At 66.0% G+C, this 22582-nt stretch carries 22 protein-coding genes; all 22 read left to right on the forward strand.

Features of this window, described 5'->3' with window-relative positions; translation table 11 throughout:
• Positions 1 to 12 precede the first annotated feature (12 nt).
• The 22 genes from ligM to gmk all read left to right on the forward strand — a co-directional run bounded on the left by ligM (position 13) and on the right by gmk (position 22526).
• Positions 13 to 1425, forward strand: a complete 1413-nt coding sequence (gene ligM / locus ASC63_RS12865) for a vanillate/3-O-methylgallate O-demethylase (RefSeq protein WP_055814008.1) — start codon at positions 13 to 15, stop codon at positions 1423 to 1425.
• 136 nt (positions 1426 to 1561) lie between these two features.
• Positions 1562 to 2143 carry a PadR family transcriptional regulator gene (locus ASC63_RS12870; RefSeq protein WP_055814012.1) on the forward strand — a complete coding sequence of 194 codons (582 nt, stop codon included), beginning with the start codon at positions 1562 to 1564 and terminating at the stop codon, positions 2141 to 2143.
• A gap of 14 nt (positions 2144 to 2157) precedes the next feature.
• Entirely contained in the window at positions 2158 to 2556 is a 399-nt protein-coding gene (locus tag ASC63_RS12875; protein ID WP_055814015.1) for a DUF948 domain-containing protein, read from the forward strand.
• A 58-nt stretch (positions 2557 to 2614) separates the two neighbouring features.
• Positions 2615 to 2833: a YtxH domain-containing protein gene (locus tag ASC63_RS12880; protein ID WP_055814018.1), complete on the forward strand. Its 219-nt coding sequence runs from the start codon at positions 2615 to 2617 to the stop codon at positions 2831 to 2833.
• 75 nt (positions 2834 to 2908) lie between these two features.
• Entirely contained in the window at positions 2909 to 5566 is a 2658-nt protein-coding gene (alaS, locus tag ASC63_RS12885) for an alanine--tRNA ligase (RefSeq protein ID WP_055814021.1), read from the forward strand.
• Positions 5567 to 5577: 11 nt separating this feature from the next.
• Positions 5578 to 6051 (forward strand): Holliday junction resolvase RuvX, encoded by a 474-nt coding sequence (gene ruvX, locus ASC63_RS12890; RefSeq protein ID WP_082487599.1) that lies wholly within the window; start codon positions 5578 to 5580, stop codon positions 6049 to 6051.
• Entirely contained in the window at positions 6048 to 7361 is a 1314-nt protein-coding gene (mltG, locus tag ASC63_RS12895) for an endolytic transglycosylase MltG (protein ID WP_157487674.1), read from the forward strand. Before ruvX ends, mltG begins: the two co-directional genes overlap by 4 nt.
• Entirely contained in the window at positions 7345 to 8235 is an 891-nt protein-coding gene (locus ASC63_RS12900) for a shikimate dehydrogenase family protein (RefSeq protein WP_055814024.1), read from the forward strand. Before mltG ends, ASC63_RS12900 begins: the two co-directional genes overlap by 17 nt.
• A 30-nt stretch (positions 8236 to 8265) precedes the next feature.
• On the forward strand, positions 8266 to 9495 hold the full coding sequence (aroC, locus tag ASC63_RS12905) for a chorismate synthase (protein ID WP_055814027.1): 1230 nt from the start codon (positions 8266 to 8268) through the stop codon (positions 9493 to 9495).
• Entirely contained in the window at positions 9492 to 9980 is a 489-nt protein-coding gene (locus tag ASC63_RS12910; RefSeq protein ID WP_055814030.1) for a shikimate kinase, read from the forward strand. Before aroC ends, ASC63_RS12910 begins: the two co-directional genes overlap by 4 nt.
• Positions 9977 to 11050: a 3-dehydroquinate synthase gene (gene aroB, locus ASC63_RS12915; RefSeq protein ID WP_055814034.1), complete on the forward strand. Its 1074-nt coding sequence runs from the start codon at positions 9977 to 9979 to the stop codon at positions 11048 to 11050. The genes ASC63_RS12910 and aroB overlap by 4 nt, the downstream gene beginning before the upstream one ends.
• A 42-nt stretch (positions 11051 to 11092) precedes the next feature.
• A complete protein-coding gene (gene efp, locus ASC63_RS12920; protein WP_055814037.1) occupies positions 11093 to 11656 on the forward strand; it encodes an elongation factor P in 564 nt (187 codons plus the stop codon).
• A gap of 20 nt (positions 11657 to 11676) precedes the next feature.
• Positions 11677 to 12096 (forward strand): transcription antitermination factor NusB, encoded by a 420-nt coding sequence (gene nusB / locus ASC63_RS12925; protein WP_055814040.1) that lies wholly within the window; start codon positions 11677 to 11679, stop codon positions 12094 to 12096.
• Positions 12093 to 12788: a DsbA family protein gene (locus ASC63_RS12930; protein WP_055814043.1), complete on the forward strand. Its 696-nt coding sequence runs from the start codon at positions 12093 to 12095 to the stop codon at positions 12786 to 12788. The genes nusB and ASC63_RS12930 overlap by 4 nt, the downstream gene beginning before the upstream one ends.
• Positions 12789 to 12868: 80 nt before the next feature.
• On the forward strand, positions 12869 to 13435 hold the full coding sequence (pyrR, locus tag ASC63_RS12935; RefSeq protein WP_055814046.1) for a bifunctional pyr operon transcriptional regulator/uracil phosphoribosyltransferase PyrR: 567 nt from the start codon (positions 12869 to 12871) through the stop codon (positions 13433 to 13435).
• Positions 13432 to 14385, forward strand: a complete 954-nt coding sequence (locus tag ASC63_RS12940; RefSeq protein ID WP_055814049.1) for an aspartate carbamoyltransferase catalytic subunit — start codon at positions 13432 to 13434, stop codon at positions 14383 to 14385. The genes pyrR and ASC63_RS12940 overlap by 4 nt, the downstream gene beginning before the upstream one ends.
• The gene (locus ASC63_RS12945; protein WP_055814052.1) at positions 14386 to 15732 is read left to right on the forward strand and encodes a dihydroorotase; all 1347 of its coding nucleotides are present in this window, start codon (positions 14386 to 14388) and stop codon (positions 15730 to 15732) included.
• Positions 15725 to 16264 (forward strand): PH-like domain-containing protein, encoded by a 540-nt coding sequence (locus tag ASC63_RS12950; RefSeq protein ID WP_055814055.1) that lies wholly within the window; start codon positions 15725 to 15727, stop codon positions 16262 to 16264. The genes ASC63_RS12945 and ASC63_RS12950 overlap by 8 nt, the downstream gene beginning before the upstream one ends.
• Before the next feature lie 11 nt (positions 16265 to 16275).
• Positions 16276 to 17436 carry a glutamine-hydrolyzing carbamoyl-phosphate synthase small subunit gene (gene carA / locus ASC63_RS12955; RefSeq protein WP_055815529.1) on the forward strand — a complete coding sequence of 387 codons (1161 nt, stop codon included), beginning with the start codon at positions 16276 to 16278 and terminating at the stop codon, positions 17434 to 17436.
• A complete protein-coding gene (gene carB, locus ASC63_RS12960; protein WP_055814058.1) occupies positions 17436 to 20735 on the forward strand; it encodes a carbamoyl-phosphate synthase large subunit in 3300 nt (1099 codons plus the stop codon). Before carA ends, carB begins: the two co-directional genes overlap by 1 nt.
• Positions 20732 to 21610, forward strand: a complete 879-nt coding sequence (pyrF, locus tag ASC63_RS12965) for an orotidine-5'-phosphate decarboxylase (RefSeq protein WP_055814061.1) — start codon at positions 20732 to 20734, stop codon at positions 21608 to 21610. Before carB ends, pyrF begins: the two co-directional genes overlap by 4 nt.
• A complete protein-coding gene (gene gmk / locus ASC63_RS12970) occupies positions 21603 to 22526 on the forward strand; it encodes a guanylate kinase (protein WP_055814064.1) in 924 nt (307 codons plus the stop codon). The genes pyrF and gmk overlap by 8 nt, the downstream gene beginning before the upstream one ends.
• Positions 22527 to 22582 lie beyond the last annotated feature (56 nt).

Below are 22582 nucleotides of genomic sequence, written 5' to 3' on the forward strand. Positions count from 1 at the left end.
AAGAAGCACACAATGGCACCAAACAACCTTCAGGAAGTCCTTGACGGGGCAGGCAACACTGTCGAGCTCTTGCGCAATTCGCAGCTCGGAGCGTACATCTATCCGGTCGTCGCCCCCGAGTTCACCAACTGGCGCAGCGAGCAGCAGGCCTGGCGCGAGACCGCCGTGCTCTTCGACCAGTCGCACCACATGGACAATCTGTTCATCAAGGGGCCGGATGCGCTCAAGCTGATCTCCGACACCGCCATCAACAGCGTCGCGAATTTCGCCGTCAACAAGGCGAAGCAGTACGTTCCGACCACCCCGGCGGGCCACGTCATCGGCGACGGCATCCTGTTCCGCGAGGCCGAAGACGATTACGTGTACGTCGGCCGCGCCCCGGCGGCGAACTGGCTGCTCTTCCACGGCGAGACCGGTGGCTATGACGTTGAGGTCACCGCCGACCGTCGCTCGCCGTCGCGCCCCATGGGCCAGCCGGTCAGCCGCAACTACTGGCGCTTCCAGATTCAGGGACCGAACGCCTGGAAGATCATCGAGAAGCTCAACGGTGGAACCGTCGAGCAGCTCAAGTTCTTCAACATGGACTACATGACCATCGCCGGCGAGCGGGTTCGCACGCTGCGCCACGGCATGGCCGGCGCACCCGGACTGGAGATCTGGGGACCGTACGCGTCGTACGACAAGATCCGCGAGGCCATCATCGAGGCCGGTGCCGAATTCGGCATGCTCACGGTGGGGTCGCGTGCCTACCCGTCGAACACTCTCGAATCCGGGTGGATCCCGTCGCCCCTGCCCGCGATCTACACGGGCGAGGAGATGCGCGGCTACCGCGAGTGGCTCGGCGCCACCAGCTACGAAGCCACCAACGCCGTCGCCGGCAGCTTCGTCTCGGACAACATCGAGGACTACTACCTCACACCCTGGGAGCTCGGCTACGGCCCGTTCGTGAAGTTCGACCACGACTTCATCGGTCGCGAGGCCCTCGAGAAGATCGATCCGACGACGCAACGCAAGAAGGTCACGCTCGCGTGGAACCCCGAGGACATGGCGAAGATCTTCGCGTCGATGTTCGACACCGAGGGCCCGGGCTACAAGTACTTCGATCTTCCGCTGGCAAACTACGGTTCGTCAAACTATGACCGCGTCATCGATGCCGACGGTGAGACCGTCGGCCTGTCGATGTTCACCGGATACAGCGCGAACGAGCGCCGCGCACTCTCGCTGGCTACCGTCGCACCGAACGTTCCCGAGGGCACCGAGCTGAAGGTCGTCTGGGGCGAGCCCGATGGCGGCAGCCGCAAGACTACTGTGGAACGGCACAAGCAGCTCGAGGTACGCGCTGTCGTCAGCCCCGTTCCCTATGCCGCCACGGTGCGTAAGAGCTACCACGGTGGATGGCGGAACGCGTACACGGCAGTCGAGTAAGGCGTCTCACACCAATGATGGGGTCGGAACCGTGCACAACGCGGTTCCGACCCCTGCCGGTTTTGGACAGCGGTCAGTTCGATGCCGGTCATTTCGGTGCCGGTCATTTCGGCCATCGTCACGAGGGAGGGGACACGTGAGTCTCAGATATGCGCTGTTGGCTCTGCTCAGCGTCGAGCCGATGACGGGATACGACCTGTACAAACAGTTCGAATCAACGGTGGGCCACGTCTGGTACGCGCCCGACTCCCAGATCTATCCCGAACTGCGCAAAATGGATCAGGACGGCCTCGTCGAGGGCGAGATGGTTCCGTGGGGTCCTCGCGGCACAAAGCGGCGTTACCACATCACGGATGCCGGCGTCGTTGCGTTCCGCACGTGGATGAACGACGACCTCGAGTACTCGAGGGCACGCGACCGGCCACACCTCAAGGCGGCGTATCTGGAGTGGGCCACACCGACATCCGCCATCCGCCAGCTGAATTCCCACATCGCGCATCACACGGCGGAGTTGCACCAGTGGGAAGAAAACATTCGCGAGATCGACAGCGGAGAAAGTGTGCTGCTGAATCGCCGGCTGGAGCAGACTCCCGAGGCAGACCGCAAGCGAACAACCCTGTTCAAGCGATTTGCCTACGAGGGGCTCATCACCCAGGCCCGGCAGGAGATCGAATGGGCGCAGCGCGGCCTGCGGCTCATCGAGGAACTCGATTCGTGACATAGGCTAAAACGGTGACCATCGGAGACATTGCAGGGCTGATCGCCGCCGTCGTTTTCGCCGTTCTTGTCGGGCTGCTTGCGATTCCCCTCGTGAAGCTCGGCAGGGTGCTCGACGAGACCCGCAACGCGATCCGCGAGGCCAGCGACGGCATCACTCCGATTCTTCAGGAGACGACGGTCACCATCCAGGAGGCGAACAAGCAGCTCGCCCGCGTCGACACCATCACGGGCAATGTGGCGGATGTCACGGGAAACGTCTCCGCACTCGTCGCGCTTTTCGCCGCCACCGTCGGCGGCCCACTCATCAAGCTCGCGGGCTTCTCGGCGGGTGTGCGCGCCGCGTTCCGCGCGGCCGCTCCCGGCTCAGGGCGAGAAGGCCGCTCCCGCCGACGCACCGGCGACAAGCACTAAACTTGAGTCACACGCCTCACACAGGCCCGATACGACAACACACCCCAGGAGTTCAGCAATGAAGAGTTTCCTCTGGCTCGTCATCGGCGTGGCCGTCGGTTTCGTCGTCGCGCACAAGGTGAACGAGACGCCACAGGGCAAGCAGTTGTTCAGCGACATCGACAAGAGAGCCCGTGATTTCGGTTCCGCCGTCTCCGATGGCTATCGCCGGCGTGAAGCCGAACTCCGTAGCGCCATCGACGACGCGGCAGACACCATCTCCGACCTCTCCTCGTAGCGTTCCGCCGCGCAACCCTCGCGCACGATCCGCGCGACACGCGCATCGTCTCTCACCCTCGACCCATCGGATCCCATGCAGACTGCCGAAATCCACAGGCGCTGGCTCACGTTCTTCGCCGACCGCGGCCACACCGTCGTTCCCTCCGCCTCCCTGGTCAGTGACGATCCGTCCCTGTTGTTCACCGTGGCAGGCATGGTGCCGTTCGTGCCGTATCTCACCGGGCTTGTGCCTGCTCCGTATCCCCGCGCCACCAGCGTGCAGAAGTGCATCCGCACCCTCGATATCGAGGAGGTCGGCAAGACCCCACGGCACGGCACGTTCTTTCAGATGTGCGGCAATTTCTCCTTCGGCGATTACTTCAAGGAACAGGCGATCACCTACGCCTGGCAGTTCCTGACGACCTCGGAAGACGACGGCGGCCTCGGCTTCGACCCTCATGATCTCTGGGTGACCGTCTACGAAGACGACACAGAGGCCCGGGAGATCTGGAAGCGCACGAGCGGCCTGCCGGACGAACGCATCCAGGGCCTCGGCAAGGAATCCAACTACTGGTCGATGGGCACCCCGGGTCCGGCCGGTCCCGACTCCGAGATCTTCTTTGATCGCGGCCCCGCCTACGGGCAGGACGGCGGCCCCGCCACCGACGACGATCGCTACGTCGAGATCTGGAATCTCGTGTTCATGCAGTGGCTGCGTGGCGAGTCGATCGGAAAGCATGACTTCGAGATTCTCGGGGAGTTGCCCACCAAGAACATCGACACGGGCATGGGCCTGGAACGCGTCGCCTTCCTCAAGCAGGGCGTCGAGAACATGTACGAGATCGATCAGGTGCGCCCCGTGCTCGACCGGGCCGCGATTCTCGCGGCCAAGAGCTACGGCGCCGACCACGATGACGACGTGCGCCTGCGAGTCGTCGCCGATCACGTGCGCAGCGCCCTCATGCTCATGACCGACGGCGTCACCCCGTCCAATGAAGGGCGCGGCTACATTCTTCGCCGGCTGCTTCGTCGTTCGGTGCGCAGCATGCGCCTGCTCGGCGTGGAGGGCGTCACTTTTCCCGAGCTGTTCACGGCCTCGAGAGACGCCATGAAGGCCGCCTACCCGGATGTCGCGACCGACTTCGACCGCATCTCCGCCCTCGCGTATGCCGAGGAGGAGACGTTCCTGCGCACGCTCACCAGCGGCACGGGCATTCTGGACACCGCGGTGGAGAAGACGAAGAAGTCCGGGGCGGCCCAGCTGGCCGGCGACACGGCCTTCCTGCTGCACGACACCTACGGCTTTCCCATCGACCTGACGCTGGAAATGGCCGAAGAGGCGGGACTGAGCGTCGATCGGGGAGCATTCGACGCGCTCATGGCCGACCAGCGGGCGAGAGCCAAGGCAGACGCCAAGGCCAAGAAGACTGCTCTGGCCGACCTCTCCGTCTACAGCGCGTTCCGCTCGCTTGGCGAGACCGTGTTCACGGGCTATACCGAACTCACGACGGAGTCGAGCGTGCTCGGCCTCATCGTGGGCGGCCAGTCCGTTCGTTCGGCGGCGACCGGCGACATCGCCGAGGTGATCCTGGCCGAGACGGCGCTGTATGCCGAATCCGGTGGGCAGGATGCCGATGCCGGCACCATTGTGGGCCCCGGCTACGAGCTTGAGGTGCTCGACGTGCAGAAACCCATCAAGGGGCTCATCAGCCACAAGGTTCAGGTCACGAACGGCGAGGTTTCCGTTGGCGCACCCGCCACCAGCCTCGTCGACGCGGACTACCGCAGGGGTGCTCGCCAGGCACACTCGGGAACCCACCTGATCCACGCGGCGCTGCGCCAGGTGCTCGGTCCCAACGCACATCAGTCGGGCTCATACAACAAGGCCGGTTACCTTCGCCTCGATTTCTCGTGGAACCAGGCGCTGTCGCCGGCGACGCGCAGCGAGATCGAGGAGATCTCCAACAACGCCATCCGCAGCAATCTCGAGGTCGTCACTCGGGAGATGCCGATCGCCGAGGCCAAGGCCATGGGCGCCATGGCGCTCTTCGGCGAGAAGTACGGCGACACGGTGCGCATGGTCGACATCGGAGGACCCTGGTCGCGTGAGCTCTGTGCGGGTACCCACGTTGCCACGAGCGCCGAGGTCGGCATCATCAACCTCGTCAGTGAATCCTCGGTGGGCTCCACGAACCGCCGCGTCGAGTCGCTCGTGGGCATCGAGGCGTTCCGCGAGTTCGCCGCGGAGCGAGCCCTCGTCTCCCAACTCACGAGCAGCCTGAAGGCGCCGCGCGAGCTGCTGCCCGAGCGCGTGGCCGAACTCGCGGCCAACCTCAAGGCCGCCGAGAAGAAGATCGCCGCCTTCGAGGCGCGCGCCGTGCTTGATCGGGTGCCGGCGCTTGTGGCGCAGGCCACGACATCCGGCGCATTCACGGTTGTGGCGGAGAATCTCGGTACCGTCGCGTCCACCGATGATGTGCGCTTACTCGTGACGACGGTGCGAGAACGCCTGGGCGGTGGCCCGAGCGTGGTGGCGCTGGCCGCCATTGTGGGGGAGCGCCCCGTGATCATCGTGGCAACCAGCCAGGCGGCTCGTGATGCCGGTTCGAAGGCAGGCCAGCTGGTGAAACTCGCCTCCGGTGTGCTCGGCGGAGGCGGAGGCGGCAAGGACGACCTGGCCCAGGGAGGCGGCTCGGACGCCGCAGCCATCCCGCAGGCCCTGTCGGCCATTACCGGCGCGATCGCCGGATAGCGCGCGAGCTCGTGCGGCCAGGTATTCGCCTCGGCGTCGATGTCGGAACGGTTCGCATCGGCGTGAGTCGCAGCGACCTGCACGGCATGCTGGCCAGCCCTGTCGAGACGGTGGCACGCGCATCCGATGGCACCGACGTGCGGCGTCTGCTGCAGATCGCCAGCGATGTCGAGGCTCTGGAGATCATTGTCGGGCTTCCGCTCGCCCTCTCGGGCCGGCAGACGGCGTCGACGGATGACGCGCTGGCCTTCGCCGACACGCTGGCCTCGCACACGCAGCTACCCGTTCGACTCGTTGATGAGAGACTGTCCACCGTGTCGGCACATGCTGCCCTGCGCTCCTCTGGCAAACGCACGAAACAGAGCCGTCCAGTGGTTGATCAGGTGGCAGCCACCATAATCTTGCAACATGCCCTCGACGTCGAGAGAACGTCGCAAAAGCCCCCGGGAACGCTTGTGACCCCGAACATTGGAACCGCACCGTGACGCAGACTCCCCCCGACGACACGTCAGGGCAGCCCCGTTCCCGCCGCGAGGCACGCGAAGCCGAACGAGCGGGTGCCGCCGCGCGAGCGACCGAACCGGCTACGCCGAGCAACGAAGAACATCCGTTCGCGCGTCTGGGCGAGACGGGTGGCACGGGAGAAACGGGCGGCACGGGCGAGAGCCCGACGCTGGCCTGGCGCCAGCAGCAGTATCCCTCACGCCAGAAGCCCCCGAAGCGGCGCCGCAGTCTCAAGGGGCTGTGGGTGACGCTGATCATCGTGGCCATTCTGGGCGGACTCGGTGCCACGGCCTATTCGATATTCCAGCCACAGATCGCGAAGCTGGTGGCTGCCGCCGAGCCAAACGACTACACCGGGAACGGCAGCGGTCAGGTGGTGGTCACCATCAAGAGCGGCGATATCGGCTCGGATGTCGCCACCACCCTGAACAAGGCTGGGGTCACGAAGACCTACGAGGCGTTCTACAAGCTGTTGCTGTCCACGAAACCCTCTCCGGTATTCCAGCCCGGCTCATACAAGCTTGCGAAAAAGATGAGCGCGGCTTCGGCATTGGCCGCGCTCGAGGATCCGAAGAACAAGGTTCAGTTGACCGCTGCCATTCCCGAGGGAACGGCCGAGAAGGATGTTCTCAGCATTCTCGCCGCCGCGACGAAACTGCCGCTGGCCGACCTGACAGCGGCGGCCAAGAACGTGTCGGCGTACGGTGTGCCGCCCGAGGCCAAGACGCTCGAGGGCTTCCTGTTTCCCGCGACATACACCTTCACTCCCGGTGTCACGGCAAGCGAGGTGATCAAGACGCTCGTCGACCGCAGCCTGCAGGCGCTCGACGATGCCGGAGTGCCCGCAGCGGCCCGCTGGAAGACGGTGGTTCTCGCGTCGATAGTGCAGAAGGAGGCAGGCCCCGAGGCCTCGGACTTCGGCAAGATCGCCCGGGTCTTCCTGAATCGCATTGCTCAGGGGATGCCCCTGCAGTCGGATGCCACCGTCTCCTATGGGGCGGGGAGCACCGGCAAGGTGCAAACGACCCCGGCCCAGCGCGCGGACGCATCCAACCTCTACAACACCTACGCGCATACAGGTCTGCCCGTCGGCCCCATCAGCAACCCGGGCGACGTGGCGATCAAGGCCGCCCTGAGCCCCACGCCCGGTTCGTGGCTGTACTTCGTTGCCGTCAACCTTCAGACCGGAAAGACGGTCTTCTCGACAACATTCGCCGATCACGAGGCCGCCGTGCAGCAGCTCGACGACTGGTGCAAGGCGTCCCCGGAGAACAATGCCCTCTGCCAATAAAGAACGCCGTCTGGCCGTGCTCGGCTCGCCGATCGGTCACTCGCAGTCGCCCGCGCTGCACCGCGCCGCCTACGAGGCGCTCTCGCTGCCGTGGTTGTACGAGAGTGCGGAGGTGAGAAGCGAGAACCTCACCGCCTTCATCGAGCAATGCGGTGCCGAATGGCGGGGTCTGTCGCTGACGATGCCGCTCAAGCAGGTCGTGATGCCGCTTCTCGACTCGACCGACCGCGTCGCCACCATGGCGGGAACGGCCAACACCCTGCTGTTCGAGGATGCCGATCCCGACGGGGCTGCTGGCGGGCGGCGCGTGCAGCGCGGCTTCAACACGGATGTCGCGGGCATCGTGCGCGCGCTTGCCGCTGTCGGCTTCACCGGGGCGAACTATGTGCACATTCTGGGCGGGGGAGCGACCGCGGCATCGGCGATGGTTGCGGCCGCTGAACTCGGCGCCGAGCGCGTGCTTCTCTCGGTGCGCTCGCTCGAGCGTTCCGCGTGGCTGGAACCGCTGGCCCACACGCTGGGGATGCGCATCGCGATGCGCCCCCTCGGCATCGCGGATCGTTCCCTGGTCATTCCCGAACTCGTCGTGAGCACGCTGCCCGGGGGGAGCGAGACGGGAACGCTGTTCACCGCATCGACCCGGCGCAGTGCGCTGCTCTTCGATGTGGCGTACGACCCGTGGCCGAGCGATCTCGCCCGGGCCTGGGATGAGGTGGGCGGGCGCGTGCTGTCCGGTCTGTCGATGCTCGTGCACCAGGCACTATTGCAGGTGCGCGTCTTCGTGTCGGGCGACCCGCTCGAGCCGCTCCCGGATGAGCCGAGCGTTCTCGCGGCCATGCTCGAAGCCGTAGGGCTGGAGAGTCCCCAGGTCTGACGTTCTCCCGGGCTATGCCAGAATCGAAGCATGCTTCGTTGGCTGACCGCCGGAGAGTCTCACGGCCCGGAACTCATCGCAATCCTCGAGGGCCTGCCCGCTGGCGTGCCCGTCTCGCTCGACGGCATCCGTGCCGACCTGGAGCGTCGCAAGCTCGGGTACGGGCGAGGCGCCCGCATGAAGTTTGAGCAGGACGAACTGAACCTCTCCGGTGGTGTGCGCCACGGCCTCAGCCTCGGCAGCCCGGTGGCACTGCGTATCGGCAATACCGAATGGCCCAAGTGGCGCGACGTCATGAGCGCGGAGCCGGTGGAGCCGGAGAAACTCACGGGTGCGCGCGGTGCCGCGCTGACCCGGCCGCGGCCCGGTCACGCCGATCTGGTCGGCATGCAGAAATACGGATTCGACGAGGCCCGCCCCGTGCTCGAACGCGCAAGCGCGCGCGAGACGGCCGCCCGCGTCGCTCTCGGCGCCGTCGCCCGGGCGTTCCTCGCGGAACTCGGTATCGAGCTCGTCAGCCACACGCTCTCCATCGGCCCCGTACGCGTGCCCGAGGGGCGCCCGCTTCCCGAACCGGATGATGTCCAGGCGCTCGATGAGGATCCGCTGCGGTGTTTCGACCCCGGGACATCCGCCGCCATGGTGGCCGAGGTCGATGCCGCTCGTAAAGACGGCGACACCCTCGGCGGAGTCGTCGAGGTGCTCGCTTACGGCCTGCCGCCGGGGCTCGGCTCGCATGTGCACTGGGACCGCCGCCTCGACTCACAGCTCGCGGCGGCGCTCATGGGCATCCAGGCCATCAAGGGCGTCGAGGTGGGCGACGGTTTTCTCACGACGAGACGGCGCGGATCCGAGGCCCACGACGAACTTTTCGCCACCGACGGTGAGATCACACGCTCCAGCGACAGGGCCGGTGGCACCGAGGGCGGAATGTCAACGGGCATGGTGCTGCGGGTACGTGCCGGCATGAAGCCCATCGCCACCATCCCGCACGCGCTGCGCACGGTCGATGTCGCGACCACGGAGGCGGCCGTCGCACACCACCAGCGTTCGGATGTCTGCGCCGTACCCGCCGCCGGCGTCGTCGCCGAGGCGATGGTTGCGCTCGTGCTCGCCAACTCGGTGCTCGAGAAGTTCGGCGGCGACTCAGTTGCCGAGACGCTGCGCAACCTCACGAGCTACGTGGCGTCCATCCCGCCGGGGCTGAAGACCGGAAGTACCATGACGCCGCACCCGGCCGAAGGACCTGATATCGCGTGAGCGTCGTACTCATCGGGGCGCCCGCAGCGGGCAAGACGCGCCTCGGCAAAAGGCTTGCGCCGCGCCTCGGACTCGAACTCATCGATACCGACCGGCTGATCGTCGCCGAACACGGCCCGATCGTCGAGATCTTCCAGCGCCACGGGGAGCCGCACTTTCGTGCCATCGAACGCGCCACCGTCGCCGAGGCACTCACCCGCGACGCGGTCGTCTCGCTGGGCGGCGGCGCCGTTCTCGACGCAGATACACAGCGTGACCTGGCCGGGGCATCCGTCATTCTGCTGACGGTGACGGCCGAGGCCGTCAAGGCGCGCATCGGCAACGGCAAGCGTCCGCTCGTGACGAGCATGGAGGTATGGCAGAGCCTGGTCGACAAGCGCACGCCGCTCTACACTTCGCTCGCCGACTTCACCATCGACACCTCGACGCGTCCACTCGACGACATCGCCGACGACATCGCCCGCTGGGTTAAGGAGAACTCGTGAGTATCACGACCATCACCGTTGCCGGGCAGAATCCCTACCCGGTTCTGATAGGCAACGGCCTGCGCAACTCCATCGCCGAGTCGCTGCCCGACGGTGTGCGCAAGGTGCTCGTGGTGCACCCGCCCACTCTCGCGGTGGCCGCCGCCGAGTTGCGGGAAGGGCTCTCAGGTTCCGTGGAGGTGCTCCTGGCGGAGATTCCTGATGCCGAGGCCGGCAAGCGCGTCGAGGTCGCCGCATTCTGCTGGCAGGTCATGGGCCAGGCCGACTTCACCCGCACGGATGCCGTGATCGGTTTCGGCGGCGGCGCAACCACCGATGTGGCCGGCTTCGTCGCTGCCACCTGGCTGCGCGGCGTGCGCCTCATCCAGGTTCCGACGACCCTGCTCGGCATGGTGGATGCCTCGGTGGGCGGCAAGACCGGCATCAACACCAACGAGGGCAAGAACCTCGTGGGATCCTTCTACGCCCCCCATGCCGTCATCGCCGATCTGGACACCCTGAGCGCGCTGCCGCGCAACGAGATTCTCGCCGGCTTCGCCGAGGTGGTGAAGTGCGGCTTCATTGCCGAGCCGGAGATCCTGCAGACCATCGAGGCCGATCTCGACGCGGCGACGAACCCCGAGTCGCCCCAGTTCCGGCGCATGGTCGAGCTCTCGATAGGTATCAAGGCCCGGGTGGTCGGCGAGGACTTCACCGAGCAGGGCCTGCGCGAGATTCTCAACTACGGCCACACCCTTGGCCACGCCATCGAACACACCGAGCGCTACCAGTGGCGTCACGGTGCTGCTGTCTCCATCGGCATGGTCTACGCGGCCGAGCTGGCCAGGCTCAACGGGCGGCTGTCGGATGCCGTGGTCGAGCGGCACCGCAGCATCCTTGAATCGCTGTCGCTGCCGGTCAGCTATCCCGTGGGCCGCTGGCAGACGCTGCTGTCGATCATGCAGCGCGACAAGAAGACGCGCGGTGGCATGCTGCGCTTCATCGTTCTCGACGACATCGCCCGCCCCACCATTCTGCAGGCGCCCGAGCCATCGCTCATGTTCGCCGCGTACCAGGAGATCGGCTCGTAGCGACTGTACTGAGCGGCGCCAAGCTTTCGTTAGACTGAAGCAATGGCATCTACCGCTGATATCCGCAACGGCGTCGTTCTCAACATGGACGGCCAGCTCTGGACCGTGATCGAGTTCCAACACGTCAAGCCCGGCAAGGGTGGCGCATTCGTGCGCACCAAGCTCAAGAACGTGACGAGCGGCAAGACCGTCGACCGCACCTTCAACGCCGGAGCGAAGATCGAGACCGCGAACGTGGATCGTCGCGACTTCAGCTACCTCTACCAGGACGGCGAAAGCTACGTGTTCATGGACACGAGCGACTACGACCAGCTCACGGTTTCCTCCGTTGTGGTCGGCGACGCAGCCAACTTCATGCTCGAGAACCAGGCCGTGACGGTGGCCCTGCACGACGGTGAGCCGCTCTACGTCGAGCTGCCGGCATCCGTCGTTCTTGAGATCACCTACACGGAGCCCGGTCTGCAGGGCGACCGTTCCACGGGGGGTACCAAGCCGGCCACGGTGGAGACCGGCCACCAGATTCAGGTTCCGCTGTTCCTCGAGACCGGCACCAAGGTCAAGGTCGACACCCGCACGGGCGACTACCTCAGCCGCGTCAACGACTAGCACGGAGATCTCCCGCACACATGAGTGCCCGCAGCAAGGCCCGCAAGAGGGCCATCGACATTCTGTATGCCGCAGACGTTCGCCAGATTTCCATTCGCGATGCGCTCGCCCAGGAGGCGGAGCGCGCCGCCGGTGAGCCGCAGCGCGAAGGCTCCTGGCTGTACGCCCGCGAGATCATCGACGGCGTGATGGATCACGGCGACGAGATCGACGAACTGATCGAAACATATGCCCAGGGCTGGGCGCTGTCCCGCATGCCCGCCGTCGACCGCGCGATTCTGCGCATCGGCGTCTGGGAGACTCTGTTCAACGACGAGGTGCCCGAGGGGGTGGCCATCTCGGAGGCCGTCGAGTCGGCGACGACCCTGTCGACGGATGACTCGGCCGGCTTCGTGAACGGGCTGCTGGCCAAGATCGCACAGACCAGGCCTTCGAAATGAGAATCGGCGCGCGCCTGGCCGCCATACTGCTCGCGGGCGTCGTCGTCAGCTCTCTTGCGGCCTGCGCGCCACAGGGCGACTCCGCGTCGAACCCGAAGTCGCCCGCTCCGGTTGCCACCGGGACCGTGGGTGCCGCCCACCTCGACGACGGCTACCTTGTTGCGGGCACCGGCGCAAAAGCGGTCGACATGTACTTCGACGCGATGTGCCCCGTGTGCAACGTTTTCGAGCAGACCAACGGGCAGAAGATCGCGGACGCGGTGAATGCCGGTGACGTCACGCTGCGACTGCACCCCATGACGTTCCTCGATCGCGGATCGCAGGGCACTGAGTACTCCACTCGCGCCGCGGCCGCCCTCACCTGCGTTGCGGCACAGGAGCCGCGGTCCATCCTGGCGTACCTGCAGGAACTCTATGCGAACCAGCCGCAGGAGAATTCGAAAGGGCTCGACGACAGCGAGCTGATTTCACTGGCGAGCAAGGCGAACGCGCCCGACATCACGTCGTGCGTGAACGCCGGAACGTACCGCAGCTGGGCTCAGAGCGTGAACGAGAAGGCCCTGGCCGGCCCGGTGAAGGGCACGCCGAACAACAAGATCGAGGGAACCCCGACCGTGCTCGTCAACGGGCACATGTTCGACGGACATGTCGACGACGCGCCCGCCTTCAACACTTTTTTTGCCGCGAACTGAGCTCCACCGCCGGCGCGGTATGCTGGGCACAGATAGACATCCTTTAAGAGCCGTCCTGTGAGACGGGGAAGGAGGTCGGTTTGACGGTACGCACTGTACTGCAGCAGGCTGACATCACCCGCGCGTTGACTCGCATCTCCCACGAGATCCTGGAGTCCAATCGGGGATCTGCCGGCCTCGTTCTTCTGGGAATTCCCACCCGGGGCGTCTTTCTCGCGCGGCGCATCGCCGAGAATCTTGAGCGCATCGATCCGAGCATCAGCGCGGATGCGCTCAGCGGCTCGCTCGACGTGACGATGTACCGCGACGATCTGTCGCACAACCGCACCCGCACCCCGCAGCCCACGCAGGTGCCGACGGCAATCGACGGCAAGACCGTCGTTCTCGTCGACGACGTGCTGTTCTCGGGGCGTACCATTCGCGCGGCGCTCGATGCCCTGAACGACCTCGGGCGGCCGCGGGCCGTGCGGCTGGCCGTGCTCGTTGACCGCGGGCATCGCGAGCTGCCGATCCGCGCCGACTTCGTGGGCAAGAACCTGCCAAGTGCGACACATGAGCGCATCAATGTGCACCTCACGGAATTCGACGGCGATGAGTTCGTGACGATCGAGTCCGCCACGTCCGATGAAGGAGAGGACGAGCGATGAGGCACCTGCTCTCCACCACCGATCTCGCGCGCGACGACGCGATCCACATTCTCGATGTCGCCGAGGACATGGCCGCCGTCGCCGACCGCGAGGTCAAGAAGCTGCCGGCTCTGCGGGGCAAGACCGTGGTCAACCTCTTCTTCGAGGATTCCACCCGCACCCGCATCTCCTTCGAGGCCGCCGCCAAGCGGCTCTCCGCCGACGTGATCAACTTCAGCGCCAAGGGCTCCAGCGTCTCCAAAGGCGAGAGCCTGAAAGACACGGCACAGACGCTCGCGGCGATGGGGGCGGATGCCGTCGTCATTCGGCATCACGCATCCGGTGCACCGCAGACCCTCGCCACGAGCGGCTGGATCGACGCGGGAATCGTCAATGCGGGCGACGGCACCCACCAGCATCCCACCCAGGCTCTGCTCGACGCCTTCACGATTCGGCGTCGGTTGCACGGCGCCGCCTCACGCGGCAAGGCACTCGACGGTGTCACGGTGAGTATCGTGGGCGACATCCTGCACTCGCGCGTCGCGCGCTCGAACGTCTGGCTGCTGCACACGCTCGGTGCCACCGTCACCCTCGTGGCTCCTCCCACGCTGCTGCCCGTTGACACGCACGCCTGGCCGGCCACCGTCAGTTATGACCTCGATGCCGTCATTGATACACAGAAGCCCGATGTCGTGATGATGCTGCGCATTCAGGCCGAGCGCATGCACGCCTCATTCTTTCCCAACAGCCGGGAGTACTCCAGGCGCTGGGGGCTCGACGACGACAGGCTCGCCCGTCTCCGCGCGAGTAGCATGGTGATGCACCCCGGCCCGATGAATCGTGGCCTGGAAATCTCTGCAGCGGCAGCCGACTCCGCGCAGTCGACGGTGCGTGAGCAAGTAGCCAATGGGGTGTCCGTGCGCATGGCCGCCCTGTACCTCTTGCTGTCCGGTGATCGAGAGGATTCCTGAATGTCTGGCTCGAATTTCCTGATAGCTGGCGCCACGCTGGCCGATGGAACACGCACCGATCTGCTCGTCGAAAACGGCCGCATCACCGAGACGGGCTCCGGCCTCTCGAAGGCCGGCGCGAGCGTGGTCGACGCCGACGGCCTCATCGCCCTTCCCGGCCTTGTCGACCTGCACACGCATCTGCGCGAGCCGGGCTTCGAGCAGAGTGAAACCGTGCTCACCGGCACGCGAGCAGCCGCAGCCGGGGGCTTCACCGCCGTCTTCGCCATGGCTAACACCTCACCCGTCGCAGACACGGCCGGGGTGGTCGAGCAGGTGCTCTCGCTCGGCGAGCGTGCCGGTTATGCCACGGTGCGCCCGATCGGTGCCGTCACGGTGGGTCTTGCGGGGGAGAGGCTCGCCGAACTCGGCGCGATGGCCGCCTCTCGTGCGGCCGTTCGCGTCTTCTCCGACGACGGCAAATGTGTCTCCGACCCGCTGCTCATGCGTCGTGCGCTCGAATACGTCAAGGCCTTCAACGGCGTCATAGCCCAGCACGCGCAGGAACCACGCCTCACCGAGGATGCGCAGATGAACGAGGGCGCACTCTCGGGCGAACTCGGCCTTGCCGGCTGGCCTGCCGTGGCCGAGGAGTCGATCATCGCGCGTGATGTGTTGCTCGCCGAGCACGTCGGCTCACGCCTGCACGTCTGCCATGTCTCCACCGCCGGTTCGGTCGACGTGATCCGCTGGGCGAAAGCCCGCGGCATCGCCGTGACCGCCGAGGTCACCCCGCACCACCTGCTGCTCACGGAACAGCTCGCCAGGAGCTACGACGCCCGGTACAAGGTGAATCCGCCGCTGCGCCGTAGCGAAGACGTCGAGGCCCTTCGTGCGGGTCTCGCCGACGGCACCATCGACATCGTCGCGACCGACCACGCGCCGCACCCCATCGAGGCGAAGGACTGCGAGTGGGATGCGGCGGCGTTCGGCATGGTCGGCTTGGAGTCCGCGCTCTCGGTTGTGCACGCATCCGTTGTCGCCACTGACATGCTCGACTGGGCGGATGTGGCGCGCGTGCTCTCGACGACACCGGCGGCCATCGGGGGCCTTGGCGGTCACGGCGCAGAGCTGGCAGCCGGCGGTGCCGCCGATTTCACGCTGTACGACCCCGCCGCCACACGCAGCTTCGCGGTCGAAGACCTCGCCGGCAAGGGCGTCAATTCACCGTATCTGGGTGCGCAGCTGCCCGGCCGCGTGCTCTTCACCTTCCGCGATGGTTACCCAACCGTCGCGAACGGCGTTCTTGCCGACGTCGCAGAAACCGCGGCTCACGCTGCGAGCCGGCTGGAGGCCGTTCATGGATAAGGCTCTTCCCACCATCGTGATAGCCGCGATCTTCGTGCTCGTGATTGTGCTCATGGTGCTCAGCTGGCGACGACGGACCAGGCGCGACGCGGCCCACGCGCCCCGGCCCGTGGCTGCGGATGCCCGTGGCACCGAGCTCGCCTCGGCCAACGTGCTGTATGTGGCCACAACGGCTCACGGCGAGCCGCTTCAGCGCCTCGCCGTCACCGGGCTCGGCTTTCGCGGAAAGGCACGACTGGTGGTCTTCGACGGTGGCGTCTCGCTGACCGTCGTCGGCGCAGACGAGGTCTTCATCGCGGCATCTGAGCTGCTGCAGATCGCGCAGGCCACCTGGACCATCGACCGCGTTGTGGAGAAAGACGGCCTCGTTCTCGTGGCCTGGCGCGGCGGGGAGGGTGTGGCCATCGACAGCTATGTGCGCGTCGTCGATGCCGACGATCGCATGCGCCTGATGGCCGCGATGCGCACGATTTGCCCCGCAGCAACACCATCGACAACGTCCGGAACGACAGGAACAGGGAGCACGAAATAGTGGCAGAGAGCATGGCGAAATACGAGCCGGCGGTACTCGTTCTTGAGGACGGCAACCGATACGTCGGGCGTGCATACGGCGCACGTGGGCGCACACTCGGCGAGGCAGTGTTCGCGACAGGCATGACCGGCTATCAGGAGACCCTGACCGATCCGTCATACGCGGGGCAGATCGTTCTGATGACGGCGCCGCACATCGGCAACACCGGCACCAACGACGAGGACATGGAGTCTCGCCGCATCTGGGTCGCCGGTTTCGTCGTGCGCGAGCCCTCGCGCATAGTCTCGAACTTTCGGGCCACCCGAAGCCTCGACGATGACCTGGTGGCCGGGGCCGTTGTGGGCATCAGCGGCATCGATACGCGTGCGGTGACCCGTCACATCCGCTCGGCAGGGGCGATGCGTGCCGGCGTTTTCTCGGGCGAAGACTTCTCCCTCTCCGACGGCGAGCAGCTCTCGCTGGTGCGCGACGCCGCTTCGATGGCCGGCCGGAATCTTTCCGCCGAGGTCTCCACACCCGAACCGTTCACTCTTGAGGCCACGAGCGAGCGCATCGGGTCGGTGGCCGTGCTCGATCTCGGTGTCAAGAAGTCCACCCTCGACTATCTGGCCGCCCGCGGCTTCGACGTACACGTGCTGCCCCAGTCTGTGACGGCATCCGATGTACTGGCTCTCGACGTCGATGCCCTGTTCTACTCCAACGGTCCGGGAGACCCGGCGGCATCCGACGCGCATGTCGAGCTGCTGCGCGAGACACTGAAGGCGAAGTTGCCGTACTTCGGCATTTGCTTCGGCAACCAGCTGCTGGGTCGCGCGCTCGGCTTCGGCACGTACAAACTGCCGTTCGGGCACCGTGGCATCAACCAGCCCGTGCTCGACAAGAAGACCGGGCGCGTGGAGATCACCTCGCAGAATCACGGATTCGCGGTCGACGCGCCCCTCGAGGGAATCATCGACTCGCCGGCCGGACTCGGACGCGTCGAGGTGAGCCACTTCAGCCTCAACGACAACGTGGTTGAGGGCTTGAACTGCCTCGACCTCAATGCCTTCAGCGTGCAGTATCACCCCGAGGCAGCCGCCGGTCCGCACGACGCCAATTACCTCTTCGACCGGTTCAGGGACATGGTCCTTGCAGGTACATCGAGCCAGAACACCGCAAAGGACTCCAAGTAATGCCCAAGCGTGACGACATCAACTCCGTTCTCGTCATCGGTTCCGGCCCCATCGTCATCGGGCAGGCCTGTGAATTCGACTATTCCGGCACCCAGGCCTGCCGCGTGCTTCGGGAGGAGGGCGTGCGCGTCATTCTCGTCAACTCGAACCCGGCCACGATTATGACCGATCCCGACTTCGCCGATGCCACCTACGTTGAGCCCATCACGTGGGAGGTCATCGAAACGATCATCGCCAAGGAGAAGCCGGATGCGATCCTGCCGACCCTGGGCGGCCAGACCGCGCTGAACGCGGCCATCCAGCTTCACGAGCACGGCATTCTCGAGAAGTACGACGTCGAACTCATCGGCGCGAACTTCGAGGCTATCAACAAGGGCGAAGACCGCCAGATTTTCAAGGAACTCGTGATCGAGTGCGGCGCGGAGGTCGCGCGCTCGCACATCGCGCACACCGTCGACGAGGCCCTCGCCTTCGCCGAGGACCTCGGCTACCCCCTCGTGATCCGCCCCTCGTTCACCATGGGCGGTCTCGGCTCGGGCTTTGCGTACACTCCCGAGGAACTCATCCGCATGGTGGGGGACGGACTGCACCAGAGCCCCACCACCGAGGTGCTGCTCGAGGAGTCGATCCTGGGCTGGAAGGAGTATGAGCTGGAGCTCATGCGTGACTCGGCCGACAACACGGTTGTGGTCTGCTCCATCGAGAACGTCGACCCCGTCGGCGTGCACACGGGGGACTCGATCACGGTCGCGCCCGCCCTCACGCTCACCGACCGCGAATACCAGAAGCTGCGCGACATCGGCATCGACATCATCCGCGCCGTCGGCGTCGACACGGGCGGCTGCAACATCCAGTTCGCCATCGACCCGGCGAACGGGCGCATCATCGTCATCGAGATGAACCCACGCGTCTCCCGCTCCTCGGCCCTGGCCTCGAAAGCCACGGGCTTTCCTATCGCCAAGATCGCCGCCAAGCTGGCCATCGGCTACCGCCTCGACGAGATTCCGAACGACATCACCAAGGTGACCCCGGCATCCTTCGAGCCGACCCTCGACTACGTCGTGGTCAAGGTGCCTCGCTTCGCGTTCGAGAAGTTCCCTGCGGCGGATGCGACCCTCACGACAACCATGAAGTCTGTCGGCGAGGCGATGGCCATCGGCCGCAACTACGCCAGCGCGCTGCAGAAGGCGCTGCGCTCGCTCGAGAAGCGCGGCTCCTCGTTCCACTGGGGCGCCGAGGAACGCAGCGTGTTCGAGCTGCTGGAGATCATCAAGACCCCGACCGACGGTCGCATCGTCACGGTGCAGCAGGCGCTGCGCAAGGGCGCCTCGATCGAGCAGGTCTTCGAGGCCACGAAGATCGACCCGTGGTTCATCGACCAGATCGTGCTCATCAACGAGATAGCCGAGCAGATCACGGCGGCAGAGACCCTCGACACCGACACCCTGCGCCACGCCAAGGACCACGGTTTCTCGGATGCGCAGATCGGCCAGCTGCGCGGCTTCGGCGAGCACGATGTGCGCGAGATTCGGCACATCCTCGGTGTGCGCCCGGTCTACAAGACCGTCGACACCTGCGCCGGAGAGTTCCCGGCCCTGACGCCGTACCACTACTCGAGCTACGATCTCGAGACCGAGGTGGCCCCAAGCGACAAACGCAAGGTGGTCATCCTGGGCTCGGGCCCGAACCGCATCGGCCAGGGAGTCGAGTTCGACTACTCCTGTGTGCACGCCTCATTCGCCCTGCATGACGCGGGATACGAGACGATCATGATCAACTGCAACCCCGAGACGGTCTCCACCGACTACGACACGAGCGACAGGCTCTATTTCGAACCGCTGACGCTCGAGGACGTGCTCGAAATCATCCACGCAGAGAGCCAGAGCGGCGAACTCGTGGGCGTTGTCGTGCAGCTCGGCGGGCAGACCGCGCTGGGCCTGGCGAAGGGCCTCAAGGCCGCGGGCGTCACGATTCTCGGAACCAGCCCCGAGGCCATCGACCTGGCGGAGGAGCGCGGGCTCTTCTCCGAGATTCTCGACGCTGCAGGCCTGATAGCACCGCGCAACGGCACGGCAATCGACTACGCGGGAGCCGTCACGGTTGCTGAAGACATCGGTTACCCGGTACTCGTGCGTCCCTCGTATGTGCTGGGGGGTCGGGGCATGGAGATCGTCTACGACAGCCCGTCGCTGGCCGACTACTTCGAGAGGATGCAGGGGCAGGGCATCATCGGCCCGTCGCATCCGCTGCTCGTCGACCGTTTTCTCGACGACGCCATCGAGATCGACGTCGATGCACTCTACGACGGCAACGAGCTCTACATCGGCGGCGTGATGGAGCACATCGAGGAGGCGGGCATTCACTCGGGTGACTCGAGTTGCACGCTGCCTCCCGTCACCCTGGGCCGAGCCCAGATCGACAAGGTACGCGAGGCCACCGGCAAGATCGCCGAGGGCGTTGGCGTGCGCGGCCTGCTCAACGTGCAGTTCGCGATAGGCGCCGGCGTGCTCTACGTGCTGGAAGCCAATCCACGAGCCTCGCGCACGGTTCCGTTCGTCTCCAAGGCGCTCGGCATCCCGCTGGCGAAGGCCGCCTCTCGCATCATGGTGGGCGAGTCGATCGCCGCGCTCAAGGCCGAGGGTCTGCTGCCCGAGCAGGATGGCTCTGTCGTACCGATGGATTCGCCGGTCTCGGTGAAGGAGGCCGTGCTGCCGTTCAAGCGGTTCCGCACCAAGGACGGCAAGATCGTCGACTCCGTGCTTGGCCCGGAGATGCGCTCCACCGGCGAGGTCATGGGCATCGACAAGAACTTCCCCCGGGCATTCGCGAAGAGCCAGGCGGCCGCATACGGCGGAATGCCGCTGGAGGGCACGGTCTTCGTGTCGGTCAGCGACCGGGACAAGCGCTCGATCGTGCTGCCCGTTCTGCGGCTGCAGCAGCTCGGCTTCACGATTCTCGCCACCGAGGGCACCGCCGAGGTGCTCAACCGCAACGGCATCCCGGCCTCGGTGGTTCGCAAGGTCAGCGATGCCGTCGACGAGGGCAGCTCGCACGAGGCGCACACCATCGTCGACCTCATCAACCGCAACGAGGTGGATGTCGTGATCAACACGCCCAGCGGACGCTCGGCACGCGCTGACGGGTACGACATCCGGGCAGCGGCGGTGGCCGGCGACAAGCCGCTGTTCACGACCATCGCGGAGCTCAGCGCGGCTGTCGCGTCGATCGACAGCATCCGCGAGGGGTTCTCGGTGCGTTCCCTTCAGGAGTACGCCATCGACCGGGCGGAGCGCGTATGAGTCAGGGCGCATCGTTCGGCGCCCGTCTGAATGATGCCATCCTCGAACGCGGCGCGCTGTGCGTGGGAGTCGACCCACATGCGTATCTGCTGAGCGAGTGGGGCCTGCCCGATTCCGCGTCGGGCGTCGAGCAATTCGGCCTGCGTGTCGTGGATGCCACGGCCGGCCGAATCGGCATCGTCAAGCCTCAGGTCGCCTTCTTCGAGCGACACGGTTCCGCCGGTTACGCCGCTCTCGAGCGAGTCATCCGCGCCGCGCGGGAGGCCGGTTTGCTGGTCATCGCCGACGTCAAGCGCGGCGATCTCGGCAGCAGCGTCGAGGCATATGGACAGGCCTGGCTGCAGCCCGGCTCCCCACTGGAAGTCGACGCCATGACGGTGTCGGCCTTCCAGGGCCTCGGTTCACTCGACGCGCCGTTGCGCCTCGCGGCCGAACACGGCAAGGGCCTCTTCGTGCTCGCGGCCACCTCCAATCCCGAGGCCGCGGCCATTCAGCAGGCCGTGCTGGCCTCCTCCCGGCATTCGGCGGCGCGCACGATGACGGTGGCACGTGCGATCATCGAAGACGTGACGGCGTTCAATCAGACCCAGCCGACGGCATCCTTCGCCTCAGTCGGCGTTGTGCTCGGGGCGACTCTTGATCTTGCCGAGTTCGGTATCGACACGAGCACGCCGGCAGCATCGAACATCCTTCCCGTTCTCGCACCGGGCTTCGGTCATCAGGGCGCACAGCTGGCCGACGCGGCACGAATCTACGGTGCGCTGGTCGCAGGCCTGATCGTCAGCGAATCGCGTGCGGTGCTCTCCGCAGGCCCCGATGGCCTGGCCGACGCCATAGGGAAACGGGCCGCAGAGGTGAGGTCAACCCTTGGTTGAGCACAGCGGGCGCCCGACGCCGCCCCAGGTCGACCGCGCCGCAGCCTCACGCGCGGCCATCGCCGCCCGACGCGCCCGCGCCGCCGTCAAGGCCGAGGTCGCATCGGGAAGGCGCAGCGCACTGAGCGTGCTCCAGACCGCGACCGAGCAACCCGAGGGTGTCGAGGGGCGCATGCGCGTCACGGACTTTCTGCTGAGCGTGCCGGCCATCGGCTCCACGAAGATGCACCGAGCGCTCGATGCCCTCGATATCTCACCGGCCAAGCGACTCGGCGGTCTCGGTCGGCACCAGCGCGTCAGGCTGCATGAATATCTTGAAAGCCGTGCCGCCGCACGCGGCCAGCACCCCACCCGACTCGTCGTGCTCGCTGGCCCGACCGCCGTGGGCAAGGGCACCGTCTCCACCTACATTCGTGAGCATTACCCCGAGGTGCTGCTCTCGGTATCGGCGACCACGCGCGCACCGCGACCGGGTGAGATCGACGGCGTCAACTACTACTTCGTCGACGACGCCGAATTCGACAGGATGGTGGCGGCCGGGGAACTGCTCGAATCGGCTACCGTGCACAACGCGTATCGCTACGGCACCCCGCGCGCGCCCATCGATGCCGCGCTCGCATCCGGCCGCAGCGTTCTGCTCGAGATCGACCTGCAGGGCGCGCGCAGCGTTCGCTCGGTCATGCCGGAGGCGCGGCTGATCTTTCTGCTTCCTCCCAGCTGGGAGGAATTGGTGCGCAGGCTCGTGGGCCGAGACACCGAAGATTCGGCCGAACAGCAGCGTCGTCTGGCCACTGCAAAGGTGGAATTGGCCGCACAGGACGAGTTCGATTTTCGCGTCGTGAACGCCAGCGTGGCCGACGCGGCACGCGAGGTCGTAGACTTGATGGATATTCGCACGGCGCCCTCGCGCCCGTAGCAGTGTTTTGCGTCGCCGCCCGACGCCAGAAACCTCGAACGAACACGACCCCTCTA

Source organism: Leifsonia sp. Root112D2, from assembly GCF_001424905.1.
GTDB lineage: Bacteria > Actinomycetota > Actinomycetes > Actinomycetales > Microbacteriaceae > Root112D2.

Excerpts from the sequence above, each read along its gene's own strand:
- ligM (WP_055814008.1), top strand. The coding sequence starts at position 13 with ATGGCACCAAACAACCTTCAGGAAGTCCTTGACGGGGCAGGCAACACT.
- ASC63_RS12880 (WP_055814018.1), top strand. The coding sequence starts at position 2,615 with ATGAAGAGTTTCCTCTGGCTCGTCATCGGCGTGGCCGTCGGTTTCGTC.
- alaS (WP_055814021.1), top strand. The coding sequence starts at position 2,909 with ATGCAGACTGCCGAAATCCACAGGCGCTGGCTCACGTTCTTCGCCGAC.
- ASC63_RS12900 (WP_055814024.1), top strand. The coding sequence starts at position 7,345 with ATGCCCTCTGCCAATAAAGAACGCCGTCTGGCCGTGCTCGGCTCGCCG.
- aroC (WP_055814027.1), top strand. The coding sequence starts at position 8,266 with ATGCTTCGTTGGCTGACCGCCGGAGAGTCTCACGGCCCGGAACTCATC.
- efp (WP_055814037.1), top strand. The coding sequence starts at position 11,093 with ATGGCATCTACCGCTGATATCCGCAACGGCGTCGTTCTCAACATGGAC.
- nusB (WP_055814040.1), top strand. The coding sequence starts at position 11,677 with ATGAGTGCCCGCAGCAAGGCCCGCAAGAGGGCCATCGACATTCTGTAT.
- ASC63_RS12930 (WP_055814043.1), top strand. The coding sequence starts at position 12,093 with ATGAGAATCGGCGCGCGCCTGGCCGCCATACTGCTCGCGGGCGTCGTC.
- ASC63_RS12940 (WP_055814049.1), top strand. The coding sequence starts at position 13,432 with ATGAGGCACCTGCTCTCCACCACCGATCTCGCGCGCGACGACGCGATC.
- ASC63_RS12945 (WP_055814052.1), top strand. The coding sequence starts at position 14,386 with ATGTCTGGCTCGAATTTCCTGATAGCTGGCGCCACGCTGGCCGATGGA.
- ASC63_RS12950 (WP_055814055.1), top strand. The coding sequence starts at position 15,725 with ATGGATAAGGCTCTTCCCACCATCGTGATAGCCGCGATCTTCGTGCTC.
- carA (WP_055815529.1), top strand. The coding sequence starts at position 16,276 with ATGGCGAAATACGAGCCGGCGGTACTCGTTCTTGAGGACGGCAACCGA.
- carB (WP_055814058.1), top strand. The coding sequence starts at position 17,436 with ATGCCCAAGCGTGACGACATCAACTCCGTTCTCGTCATCGGTTCCGGC.
- pyrF (WP_055814061.1), top strand. The coding sequence starts at position 20,732 with ATGAGTCAGGGCGCATCGTTCGGCGCCCGTCTGAATGATGCCATCCTC.